22 protein-coding genes and 1 riboswitch are annotated in these 26126 nt (G+C 47.0%); of the genes, 4 read left to right on the forward strand and 18 right to left on the reverse strand.

The genetic code is table 11. From position 1 onward, the window contains the following. Window positions 1-170: 170 nt before the first annotated feature. Genes BM184_RS10835 through rhaB form a run of 4 tightly spaced genes read right to left on the reverse strand, consistent with a single transcriptional unit; the run spans window position 171 to window position 4898 of the window. Window positions 171-1328, reverse strand: coding sequence for an iron-containing alcohol dehydrogenase (locus tag BM184_RS10835; protein WP_086941970.1), 1158 nt, complete (start codon window positions 1326-1328; stop codon window positions 171-173). Window positions 1329-1353: 25 nt separating this feature from the next. Continuing rightward, window positions 1354-2178, reverse strand: a complete 825-nt coding sequence (gene rhaD / locus BM184_RS10840; RefSeq protein ID WP_218151031.1) for a rhamnulose-1-phosphate aldolase — start codon at window positions 2176-2178, stop codon at window positions 1354-1356. A 10-nt stretch (window positions 2179-2188) separates the two neighbouring features. Further along, the gene (locus tag BM184_RS10845; RefSeq protein WP_086628891.1) at window positions 2189-3445 is read right to left on the reverse strand and encodes an L-rhamnose isomerase; all 1257 of its coding nucleotides are present in this window, start codon (window positions 3443-3445) and stop codon (window positions 2189-2191) included. A gap of 4 nt (window positions 3446-3449) precedes the next feature. Further along, window positions 3450-4898, reverse strand: coding sequence for a rhamnulokinase (rhaB, locus tag BM184_RS10850; RefSeq protein WP_086941968.1), 1449 nt, complete (start codon window positions 4896-4898; stop codon window positions 3450-3452). A 117-nt stretch (window positions 4899-5015) separates the two neighbouring features. Between rhaB and BM184_RS10855 the strand changes: the two genes are divergently transcribed. Next, a complete protein-coding gene (locus BM184_RS10855) occupies window positions 5016-5972 on the forward strand; it encodes a helix-turn-helix domain-containing protein (RefSeq protein ID WP_086941967.1) in 957 nt (318 codons plus the stop codon). A gap of 181 nt (window positions 5973-6153) precedes the next feature. On the opposite strand, the gene galE is transcribed toward BM184_RS10855, so the two are convergent. The 11 genes from galE to BM184_RS10910 all read right to left on the reverse strand — a co-directional run bounded on the left by galE (window position 6154) and on the right by BM184_RS10910 (window position 21784). Continuing rightward, window positions 6154-7164 carry a UDP-glucose 4-epimerase GalE gene (gene galE / locus BM184_RS10860; protein ID WP_086941966.1) on the reverse strand — a complete coding sequence of 337 codons (1011 nt, stop codon included), beginning with the start codon at window positions 7162-7164 and terminating at the stop codon, window positions 6154-6156. 27 nt (window positions 7165-7191) lie between these two features. Next, the gene (gene galT, locus BM184_RS10865; protein WP_086941965.1) at window positions 7192-8697 is read right to left on the reverse strand and encodes a UDP-glucose--hexose-1-phosphate uridylyltransferase; all 1506 of its coding nucleotides are present in this window, start codon (window positions 8695-8697) and stop codon (window positions 7192-7194) included. Between the two features lie 12 nt (window positions 8698-8709). Then, window positions 8710-9873: a galactokinase gene (locus BM184_RS10870; protein WP_086941964.1), complete on the reverse strand. Its 1164-nt coding sequence runs from the start codon at window positions 9871-9873 to the stop codon at window positions 8710-8712. A gap of 1176 nt (window positions 9874-11049) precedes the next feature. Further along, window positions 11050-12939 carry a DNA recombination protein RecN gene (locus BM184_RS10875; protein ID WP_245830563.1) on the reverse strand — a complete coding sequence of 630 codons (1890 nt, stop codon included), beginning with the start codon at window positions 12937-12939 and terminating at the stop codon, window positions 11050-11052. Beyond that, window positions 12939-13400: an ABC-three component system middle component 2 gene (locus BM184_RS15190; protein WP_143091135.1), complete on the reverse strand. Its 462-nt coding sequence runs from the start codon at window positions 13398-13400 to the stop codon at window positions 12939-12941. The genes BM184_RS10875 and BM184_RS15190 overlap by 1 nt, the downstream gene beginning before the upstream one ends. Before the next feature lie 2 nt (window positions 13401-13402). Further along, window positions 13403-14353: a PDDEXK family nuclease gene (locus BM184_RS10885; RefSeq protein WP_086941963.1), complete on the reverse strand. Its 951-nt coding sequence runs from the start codon at window positions 14351-14353 to the stop codon at window positions 13403-13405. Between the two features lie 98 nt (window positions 14354-14451). Beyond that, window positions 14452-15069 carry a trimeric intracellular cation channel family protein gene (locus tag BM184_RS10890; protein WP_086941962.1) on the reverse strand — a complete coding sequence of 206 codons (618 nt, stop codon included), beginning with the start codon at window positions 15067-15069 and terminating at the stop codon, window positions 14452-14454. Between the two features lie 131 nt (window positions 15070-15200). Further along, window positions 15201-16592 (reverse strand): MFS transporter, encoded by a 1392-nt coding sequence (locus BM184_RS10895; RefSeq protein WP_256213127.1) that lies wholly within the window; start codon window positions 16590-16592, stop codon window positions 15201-15203. Beyond that, entirely contained in the window at window positions 16592-17794 is a 1203-nt protein-coding gene (locus BM184_RS10900; protein WP_086941960.1) for an amidohydrolase, read from the reverse strand. Before BM184_RS10900 ends, BM184_RS10895 begins: the two co-directional genes overlap by 1 nt. 430 nt (window positions 17795-18224) lie before the next feature. Beyond that, window positions 18225-20576, reverse strand: coding sequence for a helix-turn-helix transcriptional regulator (locus BM184_RS10905; protein WP_086942399.1), 2352 nt, complete (start codon window positions 20574-20576; stop codon window positions 18225-18227). A gap of 167 nt (window positions 20577-20743) precedes the next feature. Then, window positions 20744-21784 carry an NAD(P)-dependent alcohol dehydrogenase gene (locus tag BM184_RS10910; RefSeq protein WP_086941959.1) on the reverse strand — a complete coding sequence of 347 codons (1041 nt, stop codon included), beginning with the start codon at window positions 21782-21784 and terminating at the stop codon, window positions 20744-20746. 236 nt (window positions 21785-22020) lie between these two features. Between BM184_RS10910 and BM184_RS10915 the strand changes: the two genes are divergently transcribed. Then, entirely contained in the window at window positions 22021-22380 is a 360-nt protein-coding gene (locus BM184_RS10915) for a hypothetical protein (RefSeq protein ID WP_086628901.1), read from the forward strand. A 59-nt stretch (window positions 22381-22439) separates the two neighbouring features. On the opposite strand, the gene BM184_RS10920 is transcribed toward BM184_RS10915, so the two are convergent. Next, window positions 22440-23372, reverse strand: coding sequence for a DMT family transporter (locus BM184_RS10920; protein WP_086941958.1), 933 nt, complete (start codon window positions 23370-23372; stop codon window positions 22440-22442). 197 nt (window positions 23373-23569) lie between these two features. Between BM184_RS10920 and BM184_RS10925 the strand changes: the two genes are divergently transcribed. Next, window positions 23570-24499 carry an AraC family transcriptional regulator gene (locus tag BM184_RS10925; protein WP_086941957.1) on the forward strand — a complete coding sequence of 310 codons (930 nt, stop codon included), beginning with the start codon at window positions 23570-23572 and terminating at the stop codon, window positions 24497-24499. A gap of 170 nt (window positions 24500-24669) precedes the next feature. Here the strand turns inward: BM184_RS10925 and BM184_RS10930 are convergent, their stop codons facing one another. Next, entirely contained in the window at window positions 24670-25032 is a 363-nt protein-coding gene (locus BM184_RS10930; protein WP_245830560.1) for a DUF488 domain-containing protein, read from the reverse strand. Window positions 25033-25058: 26 nt separating this feature from the next. After that, window positions 25059-25337, reverse strand: a complete 279-nt coding sequence (locus tag BM184_RS10935) for a hypothetical protein (RefSeq protein ID WP_086941955.1) — start codon at window positions 25335-25337, stop codon at window positions 25059-25061. A gap of 80 nt (window positions 25338-25417) precedes the next feature. Beyond that, window positions 25418-25528: riboswitch (SAM riboswitch) on the reverse strand. A 226-nt stretch (window positions 25529-25754) separates the two neighbouring features. Here BM184_RS10935 and BM184_RS10940 point away from each other — a divergent pair. Then, window positions 25755-26015, forward strand: a complete 261-nt coding sequence (locus BM184_RS10940) for a hypothetical protein (protein ID WP_086941954.1) — start codon at window positions 25755-25757, stop codon at window positions 26013-26015. Window positions 26016-26126 lie beyond the last annotated feature (111 nt).

Genomic DNA, 26126 nt, shown 5'->3' on the forward strand with positions numbered 1-26126 from the left:
AAGCCTCCTCAACAGCCAACGTCCAGTTCTATAACCGGATTTTGGTACAACAAAGAAGAGCCGCCTCAAAAATCGAGGTGGCTCTTCTTTGTTTTAAATAACCTTATTTTTGGACAAATTCGGATTATCTGCATTTTTTGGAAAAGTTGTTTTTTTAGCCCAGGTTTGGATTATTGGAACAATTTTTTGTACATCGCAATCGTTTCTTCCAATGTCGGAGTGAATGGGTTTCCTGGTGCGCAGGCATCGATCATGGCATTTTTGGACAGGTAGTCATAATCGAATTCCTCTTCCTTGATGCCCAGCTCATTCAATGATGTTGGAATACCGACAACTTTGGACAAACGTTTGATTTCTTCGACCGTGTAATCCGCGCAGGCTTGATCGGTTACGTCAGCTGTCACTGCCAAGCCTAAAGCTTTCGCTACTTTGCGGAAACGTTCAGGCGCAAATTTGGCATTTTCGGCTTCCACGATTGGCAACAGCATTGCGCAGCAGACGCCGTGCGGCAAGTGGTAGACGGCACCCAATTGGTGAGCCATCGAATGCACGTAGCCTAGGCCGGCATTGTTGAAGGCCATTCCGCCCAAGAAGATGGCGTTGACCATTTTGTCGCGCGCATCCAAGTCAGTTCCGTTTTCGACAGCTTTCGGCAAGTATTCGCGGATCAATTCGATCGCTCCGGCTGCCAATACTTCCGTCACAGCGTATGCGCCCGGTGTTACCATTGATTCGATCGCATGTGTCAAAGCATCCATCCCGGTCGCCGCAGTCAATGATTTCGGCATCGTCAGCATCAATTCAGGATCGTTCACGGAAATTTTCGCCAAGCTGTTTTTGTCGACCATAACCATCTTCACTTTGCGGTCTTCATCAGTGATGACGTAGTTGATCGTGATTTCAGCGGATGTTCCGGCAGTCGTGTTGATCGCCACAACCGGCAAACCGGCTTTAGCGGATTTGTGCAAGCCTTCGTAATCCTGCGGTTTGCCGCCGTTCGTCAGGATGATGCTGATGGCGCTCGCTGCATCCTGCGGAGAGCCGCCGCCGAAGGAAATGATGAAGTCGCAGTTTTCTGCTTGTGCCATCGCCACGCCTTCGTTGACGTTTTTGCAAGTCGGGTTCGGATCGACATCCGCATAGATCACATAGTCGATAGCCGCATTGTCCAACTCTGCCAAAACAACGTCGATCATTTCGCTTTTGGCCAAAAAGTTATCTGTTACGAACAAAGCTTTCTTGTAGCCAAGTTCCTTCACATTGCTGCCCAATTCCTTGATGCAGCCTATTCCGATCAGGTTTATTGCCGGTACATAAAAAGTTGCCATTTTCAATTATCCCCTTTTGATATAATTAGATGTTCAAGTAGCCCGCTCTTGGGGTTACAGAGAAACGTTTGCCAAGATTGCTCAGTTGTTCGTCAGTGATTTCCTGTCTGATGCCGCCTTGAGATTGCACTAGTGTGTAGACAGTCGCTGATTTTTCAGCCGTTTCGACCAAGCCGAAGCACTCTTCCAAATCTTTTCCGGCTGCGTACAAACCGTGGTGTGGCCATACGATCAGACGGTATTCCTTCATCTTCTCAGCAGTCGCTTCGCCGATTTCGTTCGTTCCAGGCATCAACCAAGGCAGGATGCCCACGCCTTCAGGGAACACGACCAATGACTCGGTACACATTTTCCAAAGGATGCGCGTGAAGCTTCTTTCATCCAACTCGCATGAGAAGGACATCGCCAACAGGTTGGTGGCGTGGCAGTGGTAAACGACACGGTTTTCAGGATCGACCGACAAGCGCGAAATGTGCGACATCAAATGAGCAGGCAATTCGCTTGTAGGAGCCGCTCCATTTTCATAACCCCATAACAGGTCTACGCTGTTGCCTTCCGCAGTTACTTTCAGGATACCCAAGACATCAGCCGGATCATGGATGACGTTTTTGAAGAATTTCCCTGTTCCTGTGACCAGGAAATATTTCCCAGCCAATGCTTTGCCGTCGAAAGCGATCGGAATGTTGCGTTTCACTTCGTTCAGATTCAGATATTCCGTAATTTCCTCTTCTTTCAGCAAGTAGGACAAGTTACCGCTGTTTCTTTCGTGCCAGCCGAATTTGTACATGACGTCCGTCAACAGCATGACTTCTTTGATGAATGGTGCTTCTAAAATGTTTTTCATTTTTATGATTTCCCCCTTATTTGCGTTCCGTAAGAATTTTTTGTTCGTAGTCTTTTACTTCAGTCAGCCATTCCGTACCAGCTGGTACATTTTGTTGTTGGCAATAGAATTCCCAGACAGCGCCGAATGGATAAGATTTCATTTCTTCCGTAACAGCCAAACGGGTTGTGAAGTCGCCTGTGCTTTCGGCATCCTTCAATGTTTCGATTGGGCTCAACATACCCAACAACAAGGATTTCAACGTGCTGCGCGCGCCGATGACCATGGCTGCGACACGGTTGATTGTTGCATCGAAGAAGTCCATGCCGATGAAAGTTTTGTCCAACAAGTCGTTGCGCACCAATGTTTCGCCGATGCGGGTAGTCGCTTCATCCAAGATGACCACGTGATCGGAATCCCAACGGATCGGACGGCTCACGTGTAGCATCAAACCTTTACCGAACGGCAGGAAGGCCGTGAATTTATCGGATACATCCTCGGTTGGGTGGAAATGTCCCGCATCGATTGTCCACAGGATATCCCTTGTCAAAGCGTAGGACAGGTAGAAATCATTGGAACCGGTCGTGAAGCTTTCTGCACCGATGCCGAAGAGTTTGCCTTCGACTGCGTCCAGCATGTGCGCATCATCGAATTTTTCTTCCAAACATTGATCCAACGCATCGCGCAGGCGTACACGCGGCGACATTTTGTCGATTGGGTTGTCTTTGTAGCCATCCGGGATCCAGATGTTGTTCACGCAAGTTTGGTTCAGTTCTTCGCCGAAGTAAGCGGCCACTTTGCGGCTGCGTTTCACGTGTTCGATCCAGAACGCTTGTGTTTCAGGGTCATTGCTGGACAACGTACCGTCTGTCGATTTCGGATGGGAGAAGCAAGTAGGATTGAAATCCAGTCCAAGACCTTTTTCTTTTGCCCATTGCACCCATTTTTCGTAGTGCTTCGGTTCGATCTGATCCAAGTCGATTTTTTCGTCCGTATCCACGTAGATGGCATGCAAATTCACTTTATGATTGCCAGGGATCAGGCTCAAGGCTTTATCCAAATCGGCACGCAGTTGCGCTGGTGTCGTAGCTTTGCCCGGGTAGTTACCACTGACGGAAATTCCGCCGGTCAAGGCTTGATCAGGGAACATGAATCCCAATACGTCGTCCCCTTGCCAGCATTGCAAGGAAACCTTGATTTGGCTTAATTTTTCAAGTACTGCATCCGTATCCACACCGATGGCGGCGTATTTTTGTTTCGCTAAAGTGTATGCTTCTTCAATAGGTTTAGTCATTTGTCTATACTCCAATCTTTTCTTCGTATTTTTTTAGGTGCTCCCGGTCTGCGATCGGGTTTGGTGGGTATTCTTCTACATGGATCTGACTTCTCAGCCATTTTCTGGCTTCCGCCAGGTCAGCAAATTCTCCAGCCGCAATCATCTGCACAAGCAAGTTTCCAATTGCAGTGCCTTCGGTAGGTCCGGCAACGACCAGCTTACCGGTGACATCGGCAGTCAACTGATTCAGCAATTTAACATTCGCTCCGCCGCCGACGATGTGCAGCACGTCAATCGTTTCCTGCGTTAGTGCTTCGACTTTCTTCAGTTCATGCGCATAGGCCAAAGCCAGATTGCTGTACACGCACATCACCAATTCGCCCGTCGTTTCCGGAACGATTTCGCCCCGTTCGCGGCAATAAGCTTGGATTTCAGCGATCATGTTTGCTGGATTGAGGAAGCGCGGATCGTTCAGATCGACATACTGCAGGAATGGTTCGACTGCATAGGCCATCTGCGCCATTTCGCCGTATGAGTGTCGGTAATCCAGGTTGCGCGCGATTTCCTGCACGAACCACATGCCGGTGATGTTCTTCAGGAAACGATAGGTGCCGTAAGCGCCCCACTCATTCGTGAAGTTCGCTTCGTAGGCGGGACAGTCATTGATCGGTGCGTCGTTTTCGACACCGATCAATGACCAGGTTCCGCTGCTGAGGTAGGCCCATTTCCCGCCCACTGCCGGCACACCCACGATGGCGGATGCCGTATCGTGCGTCGCCGCAGCAATCACTTCGATTTTGGGCAGGTCATAAGTTTCCGTCAGATCAGCCTTCACATCGCCGATTTTCGTTCCTGGCACAACCAGTTCCGGGAACTTCTCTCTCGGGATGCCGACAAGTTCAAGCAATTCCTTGTCGAACTCGCCGGTTTCGAGATTCAACATCTGCGAAGAGGACACATTCGTCACTTCGCCGACCATTTCCCCGGTGAGCCGATAAGCCAGATAATCCGGTATCATCAAAATTTTGTCCGTCCTGGCCAACAAGTCCTTGTCCTCTTCATACAGTTGGTACAAAGTATTGAAGTTCAGGAATTGGATGCCCGTTTTGGCGTAGATCGTCTCTTTGTCGATCGCTTGCGCCACTTTTTCCATCGTATCTTTCGTGCGTTCATCCCGGTAACTGATCGGGAGCTGCAGCAGCTGGCCATCCATTCCGATCAGGCAGTAGTCCACCGCCCATGTATCGATCCCTAGATGGCATTCGGTCACGCCGAGTGCCTTCAGTTTCGATAGCCCCGTCAGGATTTCCTGGAAAATGGTTTCGATATCCCATCTGTCGGACCCGTCGATGCGGCTGAAGTCATTTTTGAAACGGTGCACTTCCTGCAACGCCAATTGTTTATTATCTATTTCCGCCAGCATGATCCGACCGCTGGAGGCTCCGATATCTATCATCGTATAGTACTTCATTTACTTATTTCACACCTCCGTCTTGTAATTGTTTACATTACTATTAAACAACTTCTGGATTTATGCTACAATGTCACTGAATGAGTTGTGAGTACCAAATATACAGGAGGTGTTGGGATGGATTTGATTGCGCTGCTATCGCAGGAATCTGTCATCGAAAAGGAACAAAAAAAGCGGCATAAATTTGTGCCCGATCTGCCGGAACTGGAAGGGGAGGCGACTCGGGCGCCAAAGATCAAGGAGCATCTGTTTTTCGAAAACAAGGATATCTATATCAGCAAACACAACCGCTACGCCGCCTACCCGGAGCACTCGCACCAATTCCTCGAGCTCAACTACATCGTGAAGGGCGAATGCCGCCAGATTATCAACGGCGTCCCTTACCTGTTGAAGGAAGGCGATATTTTGTTGATGGACACCGGCAGCGAGCATTCCATCGAGGCGCTCGGCAAGGACGATCTGCTTTTGAACATCCTTTTCAACAACAAGAGCATCTCGATCAACTGGCTGATGAACATGAACCACAACGACAGCATCCTCTACAAAATTTTGCTGACTAACAACCCGCTTGACACGAACGCCGCGAACTTCATCCTGTTCCGCAACGAGCAGAACGAACACATCAAGCAGATCATCAACAACATGGCCGATGAATATTTCTTCCCGAAAGTCTTTTCCGGAAAGATCATCAGCAGTTATTTGCCGATCCTGATTTATGAGTTGGCGCGCTCCCTGCCGCACGAGTACAGCGAAACGTTCAGCAAAAAGGACCCCTTTTACGAGGTCCTCCAACTGATTGATGCCGAGTTCACGACGCTGACCTTGGACGCGGCATCCAAACGACTGAACTTCAATAAAAACTACTTGAGCAACATGATCAAAAAGCGCAGCGGCCAGACGTTCACAGAACTGCTGAACGAAAAGCGGCTGCTGAAGGCCAACCTGCTGATCGAATCCACCGAAATCCCGATCCAGACGATCCTGACCGAAGTCGGCTTCTCGAACAAGACCTATTTCTATACGTGCTATAAAAACAGATTCCACTGTCTGCCATCGGAAGTACGAAAAAAATAATCTAAGATTGCTGGTTGTCCGATTCTTCCCGATTATCGGACAACGCCAAGTGCTAATGCTGCCTGCTTGTCCGATTCTTCGCACTTATCGGACAACCGCCAGACGCTCACACCCTCTATTACCGAACTAATTGAAAAAGTGAAGGACAGCCCCTAAAAAAATGGGGCTGTCCTTCACTTTTTCATTCATATCCGTTTGGATTGTTCTTTTGCCAATTCCAGGAATCGCGGCACATGTCCGCCAATGTCTTCTGGGCGGTCCAACCCAGTTCTTCTTTTGCTTTCGTCGCATCCGCATAGCAAGTCGCAACATCTCCGGGACGTCTGTCGACGATTACGTAAGGGATCTCGACGCCATTGGCCTCTTCAAAGTTGTGCACCAAGTCCAGCACGCTGTAGCCGATGCCGGTACCGAGGTTGTAGATGCCGACGCCATTCGACTCCTTGATCTTGTCCAAAGCTTTGATGTGGCCCAGCGCCAAATCGACGACGTGGATGTAGTCGCGCACGCCTGTGCCATCCGGTGTGTCGTAGTCGTCCCCGAAAACGCTCAAGCGCGGCAATTTCCCGACCGCCACTTGCGTGATGTACGGCATCAGGTTGTTCGGGATGCCGGTCGGATCTTCGCCGATCAAACCGGATTCGTGGGCACCGATCGGGTTGAAGTAGCGCAACAAAGCGATACTCCACTCGGAATCGGCGAACGCCACATCCTGAAGGATCTGTTCAATCATGACTTTCGTGTAGCCGTAAGGGTTCGTTGCGCTCGTCGGCAAGTCCTCCGTCAGCGGTGACACGTTGTTCATGCCGTAGACCGTCGCCGAGGAGCTGAAGACGATCTTCTTCACGCCGTGGCTGCGCATCACATCGCACAAAACCAAAGAACTCGTGATGTTGTTGTGGTAATATTCGATCGGTTTCGCCACGGATTCGCCCACCGCTTTGTAGCCCGCGAAATGGATGACGGAGTCGATATCCTCTTTTGAAAAGACTGCGTCCAAGGCTTCGCGGTCCAGAACGTCCACTTCATAGAAAGTCGGTGCTTTGCCGGTGATCGTTTTGATCCGGTTCAACACTTCCGGTTTGCTGTTGGAGTAATTGTCGACGATGACCACTTCCTGGCCGGCTTTCAATAATTCCACTACGGTATGGCTGCCGATGTAGCCGGCTCCGCCTGTTACTAATACTGACATATGATCCCTCCACTTTCATTCAAAAGTTCAACGCAACTGTCCGACGAAACGAAGGAACGCTTGCTGGCCTTCAGGGGTGCGTTTGAACACACCAGCATCCTCCAGCACCCGCAAAAAGGCTTCGCTTACAGCTTCCTGCACCACTTCCGCCGCATCAGCGCCAGTCCGGTCCTTTTTGTCCACCAAGCCTGCCACCCACTCCTGATGGTAAGGAGCAATCTCAGCTGTTTCTCCGTTAAGATAATTTTCGATTTCAATCAACTCATCCTTCAAACGCGGAGGCAAAATGGCTAGCCCCATCACTTCGATCAAGCCAATGTTCTCTTTTTTGATGTTCTGCACGTCCGGATGTGGATGGAAAATGCCGTCCGGGAACTCCGGCGAAGTCCGGTTGTTCCGCAGAACCAGATCCAGTTCGAATAATCCGTCCTTCATGCGTGCGATTGGCGTGATCGTATTATGCGGAATGCCCTCCGTGACATGCAGGATTTCGGCCGCTTCATCCGAATAGCCTCGCCATGCATCCAGGATAAAGGTCGCCGCCTCCGCCAATTCATGGGCATCCTTACCGGCAAGCCGGATGACGGACATCGGCCACTTGACGATGCCTGCCTGAATCGAAGCGAATCGGTTCATTTCAAATGGCCGTTCGACCGGTGCTTCTGCCATCGCGAAGGTATGCCGGCCGCCTTGATAATGGTCATGCGACAAGATCGAGCCACCGACAATCGGCAGGTCCGCATTCGATCCGACGAAATAGTGCGGGAATTGCGTGATGATCCCAAGCAGCTTCTCGAAAGTATGCTTGTCCAATTTCATCGGCTTGTGCTCCTCGGCCAAAAAGATGCAGTGTTCCTCATAGTAAGCATAAGGCGAATATTGCAGACCCCACTTTTCGCCGTTTAATGGCATCCTGACGATGCGGTGGTTGGCACGGGCCGGATGGTCGATGCGCCCGGCGTAGCCTTCATTTTCCATGCAGAGTTGGCAAGCTGGATAAGCGGAAGCAGGCACGTTTTTCGCCAATGCGATCTGCTTCGGATCCTTCTCCGGTTTGGATAGGTTGATCGTGATCTCCAGCTCACCGTAATCGGTCCGGTGCTGAAACGCGATGTTTTTGGCGATGCTGCGGGTTTTGATGTAATCATTGTTCTGGCTGAGCTCGTAGAAATAGTCAGTTGCGGTTTCCGGATTTTCTGCATAGACTTCCCAGAAATGCTTGTTGATGACGGAAGGCATCGGCGTGATCAAAGACATGATCTGCGCCTCCAGCGTCTCCCTCGTGTATTGGTAGTCCTCGATTTTTCCGTTTGCGACCGCCCAATCCACCAAGCGATCCAGCAGATCCAAACGATCCGGCAAACTTTGCGACGGCACAAGTTGCGTATCCAAGTCTTCCTTTCCGATCATGGCCAACAGCAGATTCCGCAGCGCAATCCTGTCCATCGCATCCGTTTCGCCGTTTACGATGCCCGTTTCCACGAAATCGACAACAGCTTGGTCGATCGCATACTCTGTCTCATTTATCGTCATGCCAACCGCTCCTTATAACCGTTTTGCGCCATCGCTGATTTCGGCGATGTAGAATTCTGCCGGATAACCGATCGCTGCTTCATAGGTTTTACCGACATTTTCGATGAAAGCCGGGATTGCTTCTTTTTGGACAATGGCGATTGCACAGCCGCCAAATCCTGCTCCGGTCATGCGCGCTCCCAATACACCAGGTTGATCCCATGCGGCTTGAACCAATGTGTCCAATTCGATGCCGGTCACTTCGTAGTCGTCCCGCAAAGAAATATGCGATTGGTTCATCAACTGGCCGAATGCTTCTAATTCGCCTGCCTGCAAGGCTGCTTTGGCTTTCAAGGTGCGTTGGTTTTCTGTAACGGCATGACGCGCGCGGCGGTACAGGACGTCACTCTCCAGAACCTCTTTTGATTTTTCGAACGTTTCTTCATCGAGTTCGCCCAGGCTGCCGACCGAGACGACCGTCTGCAGCTTCGCCAACGCTTCTTCGCATTCGCTGCGGCGTTCGTTGTACTTGGAGTCGACCAATTCGCGGCGTTTTTTCGTATTCATAATGACGATAGCATGATTGCCCAATTCCACGGGAACCATTTCATATTCAAGTGTGTTGCAGTCCAGCAAAATCGCTTTGTTCTCCTCGCCCATCCCTACAGCGAACTGATCCATGATGCCGCTGTTGACGCCGATGAACTCGTTCTCCACGCGCTTGCCGGTTTTGATGAGCTCCAACCGATCCGCATTCAGGTCGAACAGGTTATCCAGAACAACGCCCATCAACAGCTCGAGGGATGCGGATGAGGACAGACCCGAGCCATTCGGGATATTTCCGAAGATGACCATATCCATGCCTTCCGGGATGGCGTGACCGGCTTCCTTCAGATAACGCAGCATGCCTTTCGGGTAGTTCGCCCAGCTGTCGGCTTTTTTGTGATCAAGATCGGCCAGGTCGAAGCTGATGACGCCGGCTTCCGGGAAGTTTTCCGAGTAGAGGCGGACTTGCTTGAGATCATTTTTTGCCGCAATAGCGAAAGTTCCCAATGTAATGGCGCAAGGAAAAACATTTCCGCCGTTGTAATCCGTGTGCTCGCCGATCAGATTGATCCGTCCCGGTGCGAAAAATGCTGTGTAATCCCCTTTGCCGAATAATTCCTCAAATTTTTGCTTCAATCCTGTCAATTCCATCTTCATCCGCTCCTTTTTGTTTTTGATAAATGTTTACTTGTTATTTTTACTAAATATTAACTAAATGAATTATAACCCCACAACAAAGAAGTGTCAAGCGAATTTATAACGCTTTCATTCCAGGTGATCAGCCCGATGTGAGAGTGTGACAACAAATAAAGCCGCCTCGCAAGGAGACGGCCTATCTTCACTTCTCTTAAATTGGATAATTCTTATCGCAAACCCATGTAGGTGTTGTAAAAACTCACGAACAGCAGCAACAGGACCAAGACCTGGAAGATGATCGAGACGCTTTTGTTCGACAATTTCTGATTTTAAGCGTTCCTCCGTTAACAGGGTGCCCCGCCCCCCGCCTACCATCCGCCAATGATGAAGATCACCCTGTGTGTTTACACGAAATCAGCGTTTTCGGGAAGAAAAATCGAAGGATTACTCCAGGACAGAGTAAGGATGAGGCTATTTTCATCGACGGGACAAATATTTAAGCTACCACAAATCGATTCACATTTGTTTGGCGCAAGTCTATTGAGAAGTATAGCTCTGCCATCAGTGACAAGTCCAACCACGGCTTCTGGAGAAAGAGATCATCCCAAGGATAGAACGGGATCGTCGGGAGGAACTTTCGGAAGCTGAACTTCTTCAGGTAGCTGAACAATTGGACTAGAATATTGTAGCGGTCGATCAAGAGATATCAACGCCGGAGGCAGGTAGTGAAAAAAGCAACTTCGATCCCGACGAACAATCCTAAAGCAGTACCGCAAACTGATCCTGGATATGGCAAAGTGGAAACAGAAATATTAGCGTGTTATGACGATTTTCGGAGAAAGATACAGCTATTCCAAGACGGATCAGGATGCCACATTCATGCGGATGAAAGACGATTATATGAAGAACCGCTAGTTCAAGGCTTACTACGATGTGCAGCTAGCTACAGAAGGTCAATATGCATTGGTTTACGATATTTTCCCAAACCTGATATTGGATGAAAAGACTAGTGTGATCTACGGATAAAAAAAAGATCAACACAGAATAAGCGTTCGGATTCCTGAAGGCTAATTTGTGCTAAACTCGATCCTCGTTCAGAGGAAAGGAAAAGGTGCGCAATAACTTTGGATTTGCGCTCATGGCAGTGAACATTCATTCACTTCAGCGAGTTATGTAGTAACCTCTTCTATTCTAGATGTTGTCAATCAAGCCTGAAGTTCCATCTGACAAAAACTCTTTAATTAGATGTTTTTCAGGTAAAAAGTCAGGATATCCATTATTTATTACTATAACTTGGATTTCTTCAGACATATTTTTATCCAATTCTATGAAGTAATGGATAATAGCTTCAAAAATCTCTTCGTCTTGGAACTCAGATGATTTAGCAGACACCCCCAAATTCTTACTTGGTGTATCAATCATTAATAGATTTAGGTGATTGGCATTAAAACATTGTTTTGATGCTTCTTCTAGAATTGTTAGATAATAAGCAACTGTTAAGAGAGTCACCGCACCCAAACTCCCTAAATCATTATACTTTCTTCCTCGAACATACGGCAGGTACTGTTTGGGATCAATGTACGCGTTTGATAATTTGGGAAATTGAAATTTTTCCAGAATTTCAGTGAATTTTTCATTCAATGACTCAAAAACTTTTTTCTTCTCATTGATTTCCTTTTTACTATCTATTTGATCTTTTAAGTCTTCTAGTTCATTCATTTTATCTTTTAACACCAAGCTCAATCTATTAAGCTCTTTAATAAATCGAAGGCTGTTATCAAGCTCATCGTTCTCGCTATAGAGTTTACCCAACGACAAGTTAATGAAACTAATTTCTTCAAAATACGGATTGACATAGGAATCGGTTAATTCATCAAGTAGCCTTTCATCCTTCGCAATATCTTTAGAAAGAAAATTATTTTTTTTAATGAGATCCTCACGAAGTGTCATAGACTGTGAAATATGCTTTTCAAGTTCATTTTGCTTTGTACTTATACTTCTTCTTTCGCTTTTTAGAACTAAGATTTGCTCTGCCAAATTCTCCATTGAATTTGCACAAAGTGAACAACCTGCGGAATCCTTATGTTTAGAAATTGGTTGAAGACAATTTGGGCACAATTTGAAGTCATACTTATTAATCTCACGAACACCCATTATAGCCGCATCGATTTTCTCAAGATCATTTGAGTATTGATTAGATAAAGTAATTAGTTTTTGAATATATTGTTCCTGATCAGCCATTTCAGAAAGAAGATTGTTTCTCTGTTCTCTTTTTTTTATAACACCTTCACTTAACTCTTGTGTCAAGGAGTTCGATGACTCTTTTCTGATTTTGTCCTTTTTTTGATTAAGTAGCTCCGTAAACTCATCAATTTGAATACTGATTTCCATTTTTCTTTTATTTACTGATTCAAAATTCTCAACTTGAGAATGTTTCAAGAAGTCTTGAATGCCTTTTAGTTTAATTGTTTCATTTTTAAACTCTTCTTGTTTAAGATTTAATTGACTCTTTAGTTCACCAATGAGTTGATCATAGAAATTAAAGATTATCTCAAACGTAGCTTTTTGCTTATTATAAACAGCCCAGTTTTTTTCCGATAAGATATCCTCATTATCAATTTCTGTTTGTTTCAAATAGGAGTATTTAAATAAATCACGGAAACTAAAGTTTTGGTTAGAAACCTTTACCCCATCAAGACCCAGTTTTGACAAAAGAAAAGCAGATAGGGTTTTCTCATATTCTTTACTATTGGGTAGAAAAGTTCCCAAAATTTCAAAACTATTATTTTCTTCATTAAAAAGTTCAACCAAAATTGGTAGTTCAAATTTAAATAATGTTCTTTTAATTCTATAAAGATTATCCTTTATCATAAATTCTAGTTCAACATCTGTGCACTTTGTCCCTACCTCTATATATGACTTATGTGATTTAGCTCCAAACGCATAGTCTATGAGTTCAAAGATTGTTGTTTTACCAGTTGATGTTGGGCCAGATATAAAGTTTAGACCTTTAATAAAATTAACTTCATAGTTTTTTTCGAATCCTACCAACCTGAATGTCTTCAAAAATAGATTCACCATTATAGCCCCCTGCAACTTATAAGGATATGATTGATTTTTTCATTAATTGCTTTACTTGATAATTTACATATATTTCTTGATACATACTCTGAAGTTTTAACTAAATTCTTAATGTATGTATTTGACATATTATTGATAAACTCCATACCAATACTTGTTGAAGCGTATCTTCGAGTTTCCGAATCATATTTGATAAAAACACGTGCTTGTGCATCTGCAAGTACTGCATCATATAATTTATGATTTGGTTTCCAATGAAAATATGAGTATTTCGTATCAAAATCGATACTATCTGTGATACTTAAAAGTTCTGGATATTTCAGAAAAAAATCATACATAACAAGCCTTTCTTGAGAAGTGTTTTTTTTATGGTTCTCACCAAGATAGTCTAAAAATGTGACAATCCTTATAAGAGTAAGTAAATACTCTTTATAAGTAACACCATTAATTATTTCATTCATGATTACTCACCCATGTATTCTGTTAGTTTTTTAAGATAATCAGTCACCCAACCGATTCTCTTGTCATTAGCAAGCTGATGAAGTATTCCTTTTTTAGCAACTAGATTGTATTCAGCTGATGACTGAAGTGTCGTTGAATCAAGATCCTCTATCCTCAAGTAAGCTTGATTTAGCAAATTTTGCCCAGCATCATTCGACTTATGCAGATTAAATTGGGTTCTCCAAAGAGAATAAATACGAGTCTTCAAATTATTATATATTTTGAGCCCTTCAACTTCATCTTTGCTTAAGCTTTCTTGCTTAGAAATTTCAGCATTAAAGAAATCAATCTTATACTCATTTACTTCAACAATATTGGCACTTTCCAACATTTTCACAAAAATAAAATCGTTATATTCTTCTTCAATCCCATCAACATCAGCATAAATAATTGCATCAAAAACCCGCTGTTTTGATTTATTTAATTCTGCTAGTATTAAATCCAATTTATTTCTTGTATCATCATCAAATTCACGTGCATAAATGTCATAGCATTTCAATTGATGAATAAGATATGAGCCATCGCATAATTCAATTTTGATACCCGTTTCTTCACTTTTTTCATTCTTCCATTTCGACCACCACAAAAGATCTTTTTGATCCAGTATGCTAGGCAAGCATAACAGCCATTCAGCGATATCGTAGTTAGACGTTACCGTTTCGAAAGACTCTTTAATTTGTTGTCTTTGACTGGCCCCAAGACTATCAAGGAAAAACTTACATTGATAGACTTTATCTGGGGATGGTATTTCTCCAACAAGAACATCAATACCCCCATCACCTTTAGAAACTTTTACAGATTTAGTGGTAGATCCATACATTGACTGAAAAAGATTGGTACAGATTCTTTCAAAAATTTCTCTAGCACCAGCAATACCATGAATGTCAACTAAATACTCAAACCCACGTTCCATTTGAACCCCTCATTATTCCATAGCCTTGATAAGCTTTTTTTAGTATCATCATACCAAAAATATACTAATTGGTATCTATGTATGTGCCTGTACCATATCTATTCCATAGTTACTTTTCCGACTTTCAACAGGTGCACATCCTTCTCCATGCAGTAGAGCCTGATCAAAGTCGTTGCCAAAAAACAGCTGTACAACGCCATTTGGCTTCCGGCCAAGCGGAACACGATAATGTATAGGATAGCACCCAGTATGGAAGCTATCGCGTAGACCTCTTTGCGGAATACATAAGGGATCTCCCGCGCGAAAACATCCCGGATAAGCCCGCCGCCGGTTCCAGTCAGGACTGCCAAAGTCACCACAACGAACCACTGGTATAGGCCCGTCCGCACCGCCACCTCTGCTCCGATGGCGGTGAACGCACCGAGTCCGACCGCATCAAAAAATTGCAGCATCTTCGCCAATTTGCTGATGTGCGCATAGAAAAGGATGACGAAGCCTGCGGAAAGCAGGCTGATGAGTGCATAGAGCGGATTTTCCAGCGATGCCGGTAAAGGTCGATCGATCAGCAGATCCCTGACGATCCCTCCGCCCACAGAAGTAGTTATCGCAAATATTCCGATTCCGTAGTAATCAAGATCCTTCTCGATCGCGGTCAACGCTCCTGACATCGCAAAGGCGATCGTGCCGATTATTTCAACTATAGAAATGAATTCCATTATATTGTATCCCCCCTAATGATAGTTTTCTGAAAATATTTTGTTTCGCAAAAAGTATAACGCAAAAGAATGCAAAGTCGCCATAACTTTGCATCCTTTTTCATTCTATTTTTTGGTCTGTTTGCACAAACCTATTCTGTAGCTTCCACTTGCGCAGTTGCTTTCGGAGCTGTCAGCAAAATCGAAGCCAACGCAATCGTCCCAAAAGCGACATTCAGTATCAATCCGGCAGAACCGGCCACTTCCATATTTCCTTGCGCTCCCAAAGCATTGAAAAGGCTGGACGAAAGTGCGACCCCGACTGCTCCGCCTAAAGAGCTGGCCATTTTGTAGATGCCTGACGCGCTGCCGATTTTATCAGCAGGAGCATTCGAAATTGCGGTATCAGTGGAAGGTGTCGCATAAATGCCCAAACCGAAGCCGTACAAAGCATAGCCAACAAATACCAACAAGTTGTAGATGATTCCCGGCACGAAAGTGAAGGCCATCAAAGCGATACCGATCGTTGCAATGAACGAGCCGGTCACCATCGGCTTGCGGGAACCGAATTTTTGCAAGGCTTTTTCACCCAAACGGATGGAGCTCAATACGCACACCAAGTACCCGATCGTCAGCAAGCCGGATTGGAAAGAAGAAAAACCGCGGCCAACTTGAACATAAGTGTTAGCAACCAACATTGTCCCTGCAGAAGCATTCAACAAGAAGTTAGACAAAGTGGCACCACTGTAAGCTTTGTTTTTGAATAGAGAGAAGTCGATGAAGCTGTTTGCATGTCTTTTTTCGATATTCACAAAAAGAAGCACTGAAATGACGAATGCCACAGCCAATCCCAAGATAATAGGATTTGTCCATCCCATAGTTCTTCCTTGGCTGATAAAAACATTGAAAGTCAGCATAGCAATCACGAAAGTAATCAGTCCACCGACATCAAAAGGTTTCTTTTCGCCGACTGCTTCAACTTTGCTTTCTGGAGTTTCTTTAAGCAAAAGAAGCCCAATAACAGCAACTACAATCGAAACGATGAAGATTGCACGCCAGCCGAAGTAAGTGGCTACTAAACCGCCGAAGAAGGAACAAATTCCTGAGCCGCCCCAAGAACCGATTGACCAGAAGCTCAACGCACGTTGTCTTTCAGCTCCATCGAAGTAAGTCTTCATCAAAGCCAAAGTAGCCGGCATGATGCACGCAGCAGATAGCCCTTGGATGATACGACCGATGATCAACAAAGCTGGGCCATTTGCCAATACTAAGCACAGTGAACCGATGATGCTTAGTATCATTCCGATATTCGTTACTTTCACGCGGCCATGTTTATCCGCAAGCCCACCAGCAACAACCATAAACATACCTGAGAATAAAGATGTCAAACTGATGGCAATGCCCAAGATGCCGGATGAAATGCCCAAGTCTGCTTGGATGGCCGGTACGATGTTCACCATTGTTTGAGCAAACAACCAGAATGTTACAACCCCTGAAACAATCCCCAAAATAAGTCTGTTATTACCTTTGTATTGCGTTTCCACTATTTTTCACTGCTCCCTTTTAAGTAATCAATCACTAATGTCCCCATTGTTTCGGCTGCGATCAGCATACTGTCCTCATTGATCCGGAATTTCGGATGATGATGCGGATAAGCTTCGCCGTCTTTCGGCGTCGCTCCGACATACAGGAAGACGCTCGGGCGTTCCTTCGCATAATAAGCAAAATCTTCCGAAGGCGGCTGCGCCTCGCAGCGTTCCACAGCCTCTACTCCCGGAAGTTCGGTAGCCTGCAGAGCCGCAGCTGCGAATGCCGTCATTTCTGGATCGTTGAACAGGACTGGATAGTCGTTTTCGTAATCCAGTTCATAGGTCACATCGAACATGGCGGAGATGCCGTCTAGCTTCGCCCGGATTTCCTTTTCGATCAGCGTGCGTGTCTCTTCTGACATCGAGCGCACATCGCCCTCCAATACGACGGAATCTTTGATGACGTTGAACGAGCCTTTGCCGTCAAAACTGCCTATAGTGATCGATCCGACATCGAAAGGATTCATACGGCGGCTGACGATGGATTGCACGGCTACGACAAAATAACTGGCCGCGACGATGGCGTCGTTGGCTTTATGCGGCGAGGAGCCATGTCCGCCGACGCCTTGAATCTTCACGCGGAAATTGGCGCGGCCGGTCTGAACATTGCCTTCACGGTAGAACACTTTGCCGCTGTCCATCTGCGACATCACATGGATGCCGAAGACAGTATCGACGCCTTCGAGCGCTCCGGCGTTGATCATGCCGATCGCTCCGCCTGGGGGAACTTCTTCCGCAGGCTGATGCAGCACAACGATTTTTCCTTCGAGTTGTTCCTTCATCTCAATCAAGGTTTCGGCCAGGATCAGCATGTAGGCTGTATGCGCGTCATGTCCGCAAGCATGCATGACTCCTGGTGTTTTTGAGGCAAATGGCAAGCCCGTTTCCTCTTGGATCGGCAACGCATCAAAGTCCGCTCGGATGGCGACGGTTTTTCCCGGTTTGCCGCTGTCGATGGTCACGACAATGCCCAATCCTCCGACATGGGTGCGGATGTCACACTCTTTCCCTGCATAAAAAGCTTCGATATACTTGGCCGTGTTCTCCTCCTGGAAAGACAATTCCGGATGGGCATGCAAGTAGCGGTAGATTTCGATCATGCGCTCCTGCTTCTCGGCTAATTTGCTGAATAATTGCTTCTTGGTCGCTTCATTCATTTATTTACGCTCCCTTATTTTTGACTGTTTGTAACTATCCTATTGGTTGTTTAATGCTACGTTTCGTAATCACTCAGCTAGTATACCGCCACAAAAAAATAAGAAAAGGCTCGTTATTATGCAAAACATCCTGATTTTTGTCTTCGCATTTTAAGAAATCAGTGGGATAGCAATTTACTGCGGATGATTTTTGTCCGAAAGCCCTTTCTATTTAAAAATGGCCCGCAAGCAGGCAGAAAAAAGTAAAAAATCGGACATCGAGAGAGCATTGTGCTGGAGGATGTCCGATAACCCGGAAGAATCGGACAACCACAATGCAACCGTCCTGCTACTTGTCCGATAACCCGAGTGAATCGCACAAGCCGAAAATATCCGGCGACAAAAAAAGGTTGTCTCGTGGAAGACAACCTTTTCTTCATTATTGTTCTGCTCAGCCGATCGCTCGGCGGAATTCGATGAACAGGATCGCGTTACTGCTCATCGAAGCATAGAAGGACCAATCTTTGTCGATCTGTTCATCCTCCAGCTCCAAAGTAGGCATGGAGGACTTCACGATGTACTCCATCACCTCAAGGTCGATGCCGTGTTTGCTGTTCAGTTGCCCCCACTTTGTGTAGAGACCGCCATTTTGTTGGTCGAATCGGTATTTCCGGACTTGGTATTCACCGTGCTCCATGCCGATCAGCCGGACATGCAGTTCGTTGCTGCGGTTCCGCATGAACAATTCGTCGACCGAGTAGCGCGGATTGAAATGCTTTTCGTTGAAAAGCAGCAGTTGGTAACCCTCTTCGTTTTCGGTCAGCACATAATGTTCTCCCTGAGCGCGCACTTCGCCCGTCATCCGTTCCTTGAACATCAGCGTGTAGAAAGCAGGCCTCTTGCCATTGAAGAAATGGAACAGCTCCAAACCCGCCACAGCCTTGTTGTGGTTTCCTCCGTGCAGCTCATGGAGTTCGCTGTTCAGCCAAAAACCGACGCCCGCGACTTCAGTCCCCAAATCCAAGATAGTCCTCAGGATCAGCGCACCCCGGAAAAAAGTCCCGTTTGTGTAGCGCGTGTTTCCGGTCAGCGTGTTCCAATTTTCCAGGTACAGTGGCTGATGCATCTGGTGCTTTTTCAGGAAACGTTTCAGCTTTTGCGTTTTCCGCAGGATATAGCCTTGGCTGTTCAGGAAGTCTTCATCGCTGATTTCAGAAAAGTCGACGACCTCGTTCTGATCGGCATCATAGGTGATGAAGTCGATGCTGTCGGATTGGTGAAGTTGCCAGTGATGCGACAATGAAAGACTATCTTTGTCCTCTTTGAAAGGAAGGAAAGTGCCGATTTTCAGCTGAACAGCATATTTCCGGATCAATTCATGCAGCCTCAAGTACACGCGCTCCAACTCTGTGGACAGGACGGCCGTCTCTTTTTCCGCATAGAAAACGACTTTCCATTGGTTAACAAATTTCCTGCCGAATACCTGCAGTGTGTGGATCAGAAACCCTTCAAGTTCTCTGAAATAGCGCTCTTCATTGTGGATGACTTCTTTATAAGTGATCCGCAAATACAGGCTGATATCCAGTTCCTTCAGGTACTGGATGGCCAAATCGGCGTTGGCGTACTTCGGTGTGGTGGATACGAACTCATCCGTCTCGACTTCCGGCAATAAAGTGGATCCGCCGATCAGATTGCGCACCCCCACAAAATCGACGCGAAGGCGCTGCTTGGCAAGAAGCACTTGCTCCTTCACCTGCTCGTTCAGGATTTCCTTCAGTTCCCCGATGAACACAACATGCTTTTCGCGCGCCAATAGTCTGTCAGCGCCACCGTCTCCTACAACGATCTTGCATGCTTCACCCGGCGCCTCGTCCGGCAATGCGCGCAGATTCAGGGGCTCCTCCAAATATTTAGTCAACTGCATCAGCGCTTCCGGCGAATCCAATTCCTTTCCGGCTTCCGTTTTTGCGGTCACTGCTCCGAACGCTTCGCTGTTTTCTTGTTTATGTTCCTTCCGGTACTGCACCGGTGTCTGATCGTAGACCGATTTGAAGGCTTCCGTAAAATTCTTCGCTGTCGAGAAGCCGTTTCGCACCGCAATCTGGAACAAATTATCGGATGTATGCAGCAAGTCCTCCACGCAGTGCTTCAAGCGCACCATCTTCAGATATTGCAGAAAGCCCATTCCGGTCGTCTGCTTGAAGTAACGGGATAAATAGGTAGACGACAAGTACTCGTTTTCCGCCATCTCCGCAAGCGTCAAGGGTTCCGCATAGCGGAGTTCAATCTTATGGATGATCCGGGCAATCCGTTCATCGCTCGCTTCGCCTGCTCCGGTATGCGGCCCCTCCTTTTTGAAGAAGCGGGTCACCAGCAGCATCGTCTGAAACAGGATACTGCGGGCCTCCAAAACGCTGCCTTCTTCCTGGCGGGAATGGACGATCACGAGTTCAGCCAGCAGCCTGCGCAGCTGCGCTACGACATCCCCGCGCCCCGGATCCAAATCTTTCGAGAAGCATTCGAAGGAGTAATGGAAGTAATTCGGGTAGTTCAGCACGAAGAAATGGCTGGGGATGCTCAGGCAAATGAGGATATTATTTTCGCTGCCCCGGACAGTATAGTGGTCGTTCCGGTTGATGAAGAGAATATCCCCTTCATCCAGAGCATAAATTTCCCCATTGACGGACACGCTCGCCCTTCCTTTGGTCACGAACAAAATCCGCGTGCCGTAATACCGTTGTGGTGCGGCATAACGGATATTCCCCATCGTGATATCATAATCTGCCCCATGCTCTCTCGTCATCGGTTCTCCTCCATCCTTTTCTCCCATTATCCACCTCATACCCAATCGGCACAATGGCCATTTTCCGACAACTATTTGAACGAATCAGTCTGATTGTGCAAAAAAACAAAAAATGCCCCCAAAGCAAAGCCCGGGGACATCTTGTCTGTTCATGAAACTAATTTTTATCAGATTGTACTTGTGTCGATCACGAAACGGTATCTGACGTCGGAAGCCAATACGCGTTCATAGGCCTCGTCGATCTGGTCGGCTGAAATGACTTCGATATTCGGAACGATGCCGTGCTCGGAGCAGAAGTCCAGCATTTCCTGCGTTTCGCGGATGCCGCCGATCATGGAACCAGCGAAGGAACGGCGATGCCCGATCAAGGACATCACATTCACTGACAACGGTTCTCCGGGAGCCCCTACGTTCACCAGCGTGCCGTCGAGCTTCAACAAGCCCAGGTAAGCATCCAGATTGATCACGGCGCTCACCGTATTGATGATCAGATCAAAAGTGCCGGCCAATTCCTTGAATGTTTCCGGATCCTTGGTGGCGTAATAATGCTGCGCCCCGAACTTCAGACCGTCTTCTTTTTTGCTCAACGTTTGCGAAAGGACGGTGACTTCAGCCCCCATCGCATGCGCGATTTTAACGCCCATGTGCCCCAATCCCCCCAGTCCGATCACGGCGACTTTCTTGCCGGGGCCGGCTTGCCAGCGGTTCAATGGCGAGTAGGTAGTGATGCCGGCGCACAACAGCGGCGCTGCAGCATCCAGTCCGATGTTGTCCGGAATACGCACAACAAAATCTTCGGTCACGACAATATGCGTCGAGTAGCCGCCCTGTGTCGGTTCGCCGTATTTATCAACGCCGGCATAAGTCGGGACATTGCCATTGAGGCAGTACTGCTCCTCGCCGCGCAAACAATTTTCGCATTCTCCGCAGGAATCGACCATACAGCCTACGCCGACGCGATCCCCGATTTGATATTTCGTCACACCAGGACCGACCGCTGTGACCAATCCAGCGATTTCATGCCCAGGCACGAGCGGATAGTGCACGTGCCCCCATTCACCATGGGCTGTATGGATATCCGAATGGCAGATACCCGCAAATTTGATTTCGATCAGAACGTCCTGCTCATCCAATTCCCGTCGCTTGATTTCAGCAAATCGGAACGGTTTGTCCGGACCGTCGACCGCTCTTGCTCTTGCTAGTACCATCTATTTTTCCTCCATTATGCTTTTTTATTCAAAAGCAGCGCACTATTTTTTCGCGGCGCTCTTGCTCCTGTAGAAAAAGCATACTACTTGAAGTTAAGGTTAAGTCAAGCAATAACCGTTAGGAAGTATTCATTTATTCTAAATTTTTTTGTTGCTTATTATTAACATTATTTCAATATTAAGCACAACTGGTTTATACTTAATATTGAAACAATTCGAAAATGGGAGGAATCAACTTGAAAATGAAAGCCTACTTAGCTCTTCCGGTTGCATTATTGCTTATGGCCTGTTCGAATGAATCAAACGAAACTACCCAAACCGAAGTCACTCAAACATCAGTCAGTGAAAGCGCAGAAATCATCAGCACGGAAGTTATTGATAACGAAACTGCATTTTTGGAACAACTCGCGGATTTTGATGCGGAGCATGAGCCCTTCATTGTAGCCTATTACGATTCTCTTGACGCAATAAAAGAAAAGGTATCCGACGAGACGAATACTTTTGTCGATCCGGAACTTTCTGAAAGGGAACTGCAAATCAAACTGATATTCAAGGGTGACGATGATTATTACCGCGTGGTGTTGGAACAAAAATAGACATTAAAATATAAAGCAAGCAGCCTGCGACTCCTTAGCGCAGGCTGCTTGCTCTGTTTTCACAAAATTTCCTTGCCGCATTCTCGGGAAGGGATTTTTTCTTTGAACCGACTGAAATTCGACAACAGCAATACGGATCCCAAGACGATCGCAATGCCCAGCCATTCAACAAAGCCGGATGCGGTTCCGAAGACGAGTACCGAAAGAATCGCCGCCAGCAGTGGCTCCAGTGCAGTCATGACGCTCGCCAAGGAGGCTTCGATGTATTTTACGCTTTCCAGATACGCCAGGAAAGCGACGGCCGTTCCGAAGAGGATGATTGCGCCGGTCAACAGAACGCTCTGCGCTGTCATCGCGAATCCGGGAGCCCAAAAAGGATGGATGAACTGGAACAGCACGCCACCAATGAACATGCCCCAGCCAACAACCACCGAGGATCCGTATTTCTTCAGGATCAGCCGCGGTTGCAGTGTGTAAAAGGCCACGCCGATCGCAGAGCCGATTCCCAGTACAAGTCCAAGCGGCGAAACCGCGATTCGGCTGAATTCGCCTTTGGTCACGATCAGCAGTACTCCCGCAAAAGTTGCCAGCACCAGTCCGCCTTCAGCCGGATTGAAGTGCTTCTCTTTTTTTATCAACATATATAGATAGACAAAAATCGGCGCTGTGAATTGAAGGATGGCCGCCAAGGACGCGCTGCTCACTTCGATTGCCTTGAAAAACAAATACTGGCAGGAGACCATGCCGAACACCGCGAACAACAGCAGGCGGATGACATCCCCGCTTTCACGAAAAATCCCGAAAATATCCTCCCGCTTTACGGCACGGCTGTAGAAAAGGATCAAGATTCCTGCCATCAAAAGGCGCGTGCTCACCAGCCATTCTGAAGAGACCGTATAAACAGCGAAAAGCAGTTGCGCCAAAATCCCTGAAATCCCCCACAAGCTGCCTCCACCCGCCGCCAATAATATTCCTTTCACTTTATCACTCATACCGTCCGCTCCCATTCCTATGATTATCCATTGTATTCGTTCATTATAGGCGGGTGGAAGATCCGATTCTATCGCTGGGCTACTTATTTTTATCAGATTTGTGTATATTTTATTGCCGGATTTGCCAGATTCGGATTAAAATTGCTATTATAGTATCAGAAAAAAATACGGGCCGGACAGAGAAAGGAGCTGTACAGATGACAGCAACGAGAGATTCCGATAGCGGCAGCTACCGCATCGTCCCAAGCCAAGTGGACGGAAAAACAATGCCGATCCATTTCAGGAATCAGCTGGAAGAGGACGTCCGTTTCCCTTCTCAAGACTTCAATCTGACGCTGCTTCGCCAGCATTTTCAGCATCTGCGCCAAGATACGATTCCGCTGCATTGGCATCAGGAACTGCAGGCCGTCTGGGTCCATTCAGGTACTTTGGAATTCACGGTGAATGAGGATGCGTTTCCGTTATCGGGCGATACGCTCCTGATCATCAACCGCGGGCAGCTGCACCGTTCCCGGACTATATCAGGAGATGCCGCGGCCATCTGCGTCAATTTTGAGCCGGATTTCTTCCATCCAAAAGTGCTTCAGGACTACATTCTGCCACTTTTGGAAAACGAAGCCTTCAGCTACCACCTGTTGGCTCTGTCTCCGGAGAAAACGGCGCGTCTGCAACGAATTCTAGCGGCAAGCGACCATACCATCCCTTATTTCTCCGTCATCAATCTGCTTTCGGATAGTCTGGAGGAGACGCTCTACGCGCTCAGGGGATCCGGAAAAGCAGCCGATTTCGAGGAAAGAAAGCTATTCCACCGCCTGTTGGCATATGTCGAAGAAAATTACCAGCACCAAATCACGGTCGCCGATTTGGCCAATCATGCCTTGATTAATAAAAACCGCTGCACAGCGCTGTTCCAAAAATATACCCAGACATCCCCGATGAGATACGTCGCGAAGCACCGGCTCTTCCTGGCCAAAAACCTGATCATCGGCACCGACCTATCGATCAGCGCAATCAGCGAAGCGGTCGGCTACAACCAGATCAGTTACTTTGTGGAACAATTTCGGCGCAGCTACCGGCTGTCACCTTTGAAATACCGGAAGCGGTTCGGGAATAGGAACGAGACCTGATGGGGGTGCGTCGACTATTCCACACGACCATTGCTACTGAAGCTCAAGACAACTCACTTTTGTCGACTGAACAGACGCTGACGCTTCTCCGAAAGCCAACTGAGGCAGCACCCCCAACCGAAAGAAGACGCCCTTGGCCAAGCGCGTCTTCTCTCGCATTCTATGATCGCTTATTTCCACTGGCTCTCCACAAAATCCCATAACACGACGACATGATTGATTTCCGGATCCCGCGCGGCATAGACCAATGTGACATCGGTCGCTTCCAACTGTTTCAGGATCTCCGCTACAGCAGCAGCTGTCGGCGGGTTCGTCAACATTTCCTCTTCATAGCGTTCTTTGAAGGCGGTGAATTTTTCGGGATCGTGGTCGAACCATTTGCGCAAATCCGGCGAAGGCGCGCTGTCTTTCAGCCATGCATCCAGTTGCGCGGCTTCCTTTTTCACACCCCGCGGCCACAGCCGATCAACCAGGATCCGGAAGCCATCCTTTTCCGCGGGGGCTTCGTAGATGCGTTTCATCTTCAGTTCCAAATCCATTCCTCCTCCCAATTGCTTCGTTAAAACTGGTCCACCAGTTCCATCATCTTATCCACTTGTACCCGCTCCAGGTAAAGGTGCTGCTGCAACTTGGCGATTTCTTCCTCAAGCCGATGTACTTCCACTACTTTGGCCAGCAGTTCCGTTTGATAGTTCTCCTTACCCAGCTTAAGCGCTTCTGCAATGGCAGCCTTTTGCTGTTTGTACTGATGATAGAGCATAGCCTCGGCTTGGCTTTTTGGGCCGCCTGCAGCTTCCATTCTTTCGCAATGTTCGAATTGTTCTTTTGTCATTGTCATCGTCTTTCCCTCCAGATTGTTTTTTTTGAAAACAAAAAACCCTTCTTTAAACAAGAAGAGTCGGGAATGTCGCTTTGCTCTTCTTATCTCTCAGATTGCTCTGCAGGATTTAGCACCGTGCCGCTGCGTTCGCGCAGGGGTCGGTTGCTGAGATGTCATCGGGCCAGTCCCTCGATCTCTCTTGATAAAGAAGTTATTTAATTTTCAAATATATTATGTCATACCCTTGCGCAAAATTCAACTAATCGCGAATCCATATATTTTATTTTTTAACTACATCTGTTCTACACACTTCCTTAGTATACTGAAGAAGGATCAAGCGATCCCGCGTTGCTGATCATTTCTTTTGTCCGATCAACAAGGCTGAAACAGCCGCATAAACTATAGTCAGTATACATAGGAAGGAAGAACTTATTCATGAAGAAAAAATATTTGAGGATTGGCCTGATTTCTTTTACTGCCTTGACAACCTTTGCTGTCGCAACTCCCGTAGATGCAGCGATGATGGATACGGTGACATATGAAAATCACGGTCAGTATGTACGTAGCCATGCCACTCATCTCCGTCACCACACGGAAGACGACCATCACATGAACGGCATCAGTATGCATGCAAGAAACTGGGACGGACATATCCGTTATTCCACTGGAGAACTGGATCCATCTTTAGACCAATAATTTCGGTACATGGACAACAGATTATAGTTGATGGCATCTTTTTGACCATATAGCTAAATAAGGCGGCATCAAAACCAGAAAGGACTATTCTGGTTTTGATGCCGCCCTATT

It is taken from the genome of Trichococcus pasteurii (genome assembly GCF_900112935.1).
Classification (GTDB): Bacteria; Bacillota; Bacilli; order Lactobacillales; family Aerococcaceae; genus Trichococcus; species Trichococcus pasteurii.

Bases quoted from the DNA above. Each gene is read 5' to 3' on its own strand.
- BM184_RS10835 (WP_086941970.1), bottom strand. From the start codon at position 1,328: ATGGCAACTTTTTATGTACCGGCAATAAACCTGATCGGAATAGGCTGC.
- BM184_RS10845 (WP_086628891.1), bottom strand. From the start codon at position 3,445: ATGACTAAACCTATTGAAGAAGCATACACTTTAGCGAAACAAAAATAC.
- rhaB (WP_086941968.1), bottom strand. From the start codon at position 4,898: ATGAAGTACTATACGATGATAGATATCGGAGCCTCCAGCGGTCGGATC.
- BM184_RS10855 (WP_086941967.1), top strand. From the start codon at position 5,016: ATGGATTTGATTGCGCTGCTATCGCAGGAATCTGTCATCGAAAAGGAA.
- galE (WP_086941966.1), bottom strand. From the start codon at position 7,164: ATGTCAGTATTAGTAACAGGCGGAGCCGGCTACATCGGCAGCCATACC.
- galT (WP_086941965.1), bottom strand. From the start codon at position 8,697: ATGACGATAAATGAGACAGAGTATGCGATCGACCAAGCTGTTGTCGAT.
- BM184_RS10870 (WP_086941964.1), bottom strand. From the start codon at position 9,873: ATGGAATTGACAGGATTGAAGCAAAAATTTGAGGAATTATTCGGCAAA.
- BM184_RS10875 (WP_245830563.1), bottom strand. From the start codon at position 12,939: ATGGTGAATCTATTTTTGAAGACATTCAGGTTGGTAGGATTCGAAAAA.
- BM184_RS15190 (WP_143091135.1), bottom strand. From the start codon at position 13,400: ATGAATGAAATAATTAATGGTGTTACTTATAAAGAGTATTTACTTACT.
- BM184_RS10885 (WP_086941963.1), bottom strand. From the start codon at position 14,353: ATGGAACGTGGGTTTGAGTATTTAGTTGACATTCATGGTATTGCTGGT.
- BM184_RS10890 (WP_086941962.1), bottom strand. From the start codon at position 15,069: ATGGAATTCATTTCTATAGTTGAAATAATCGGCACGATCGCCTTTGCG.
- BM184_RS10900 (WP_086941960.1), bottom strand. From the start codon at position 17,794: ATGAATGAAGCGACCAAGAAGCAATTATTCAGCAAATTAGCCGAGAAG.
- BM184_RS10905 (WP_086942399.1), bottom strand. From the start codon at position 20,576: ATGACGAGAGAGCATGGGGCAGATTATGATATCACGATGGGGAATATC.
- BM184_RS10910 (WP_086941959.1), bottom strand. From the start codon at position 21,784: ATGGTACTAGCAAGAGCAAGAGCGGTCGACGGTCCGGACAAACCGTTC.
- BM184_RS10920 (WP_086941958.1), bottom strand. From the start codon at position 23,372: ATGAGTGATAAAGTGAAAGGAATATTATTGGCGGCGGGTGGAGGCAGC.
- BM184_RS10925 (WP_086941957.1), top strand. From the start codon at position 23,570: ATGACAGCAACGAGAGATTCCGATAGCGGCAGCTACCGCATCGTCCCA.
- BM184_RS10935 (WP_086941955.1), bottom strand. From the start codon at position 25,337: ATGACAATGACAAAAGAACAATTCGAACATTGCGAAAGAATGGAAGCT.
- BM184_RS10940 (WP_086941954.1), top strand. From the start codon at position 25,755: ATGAAGAAAAAATATTTGAGGATTGGCCTGATTTCTTTTACTGCCTTG.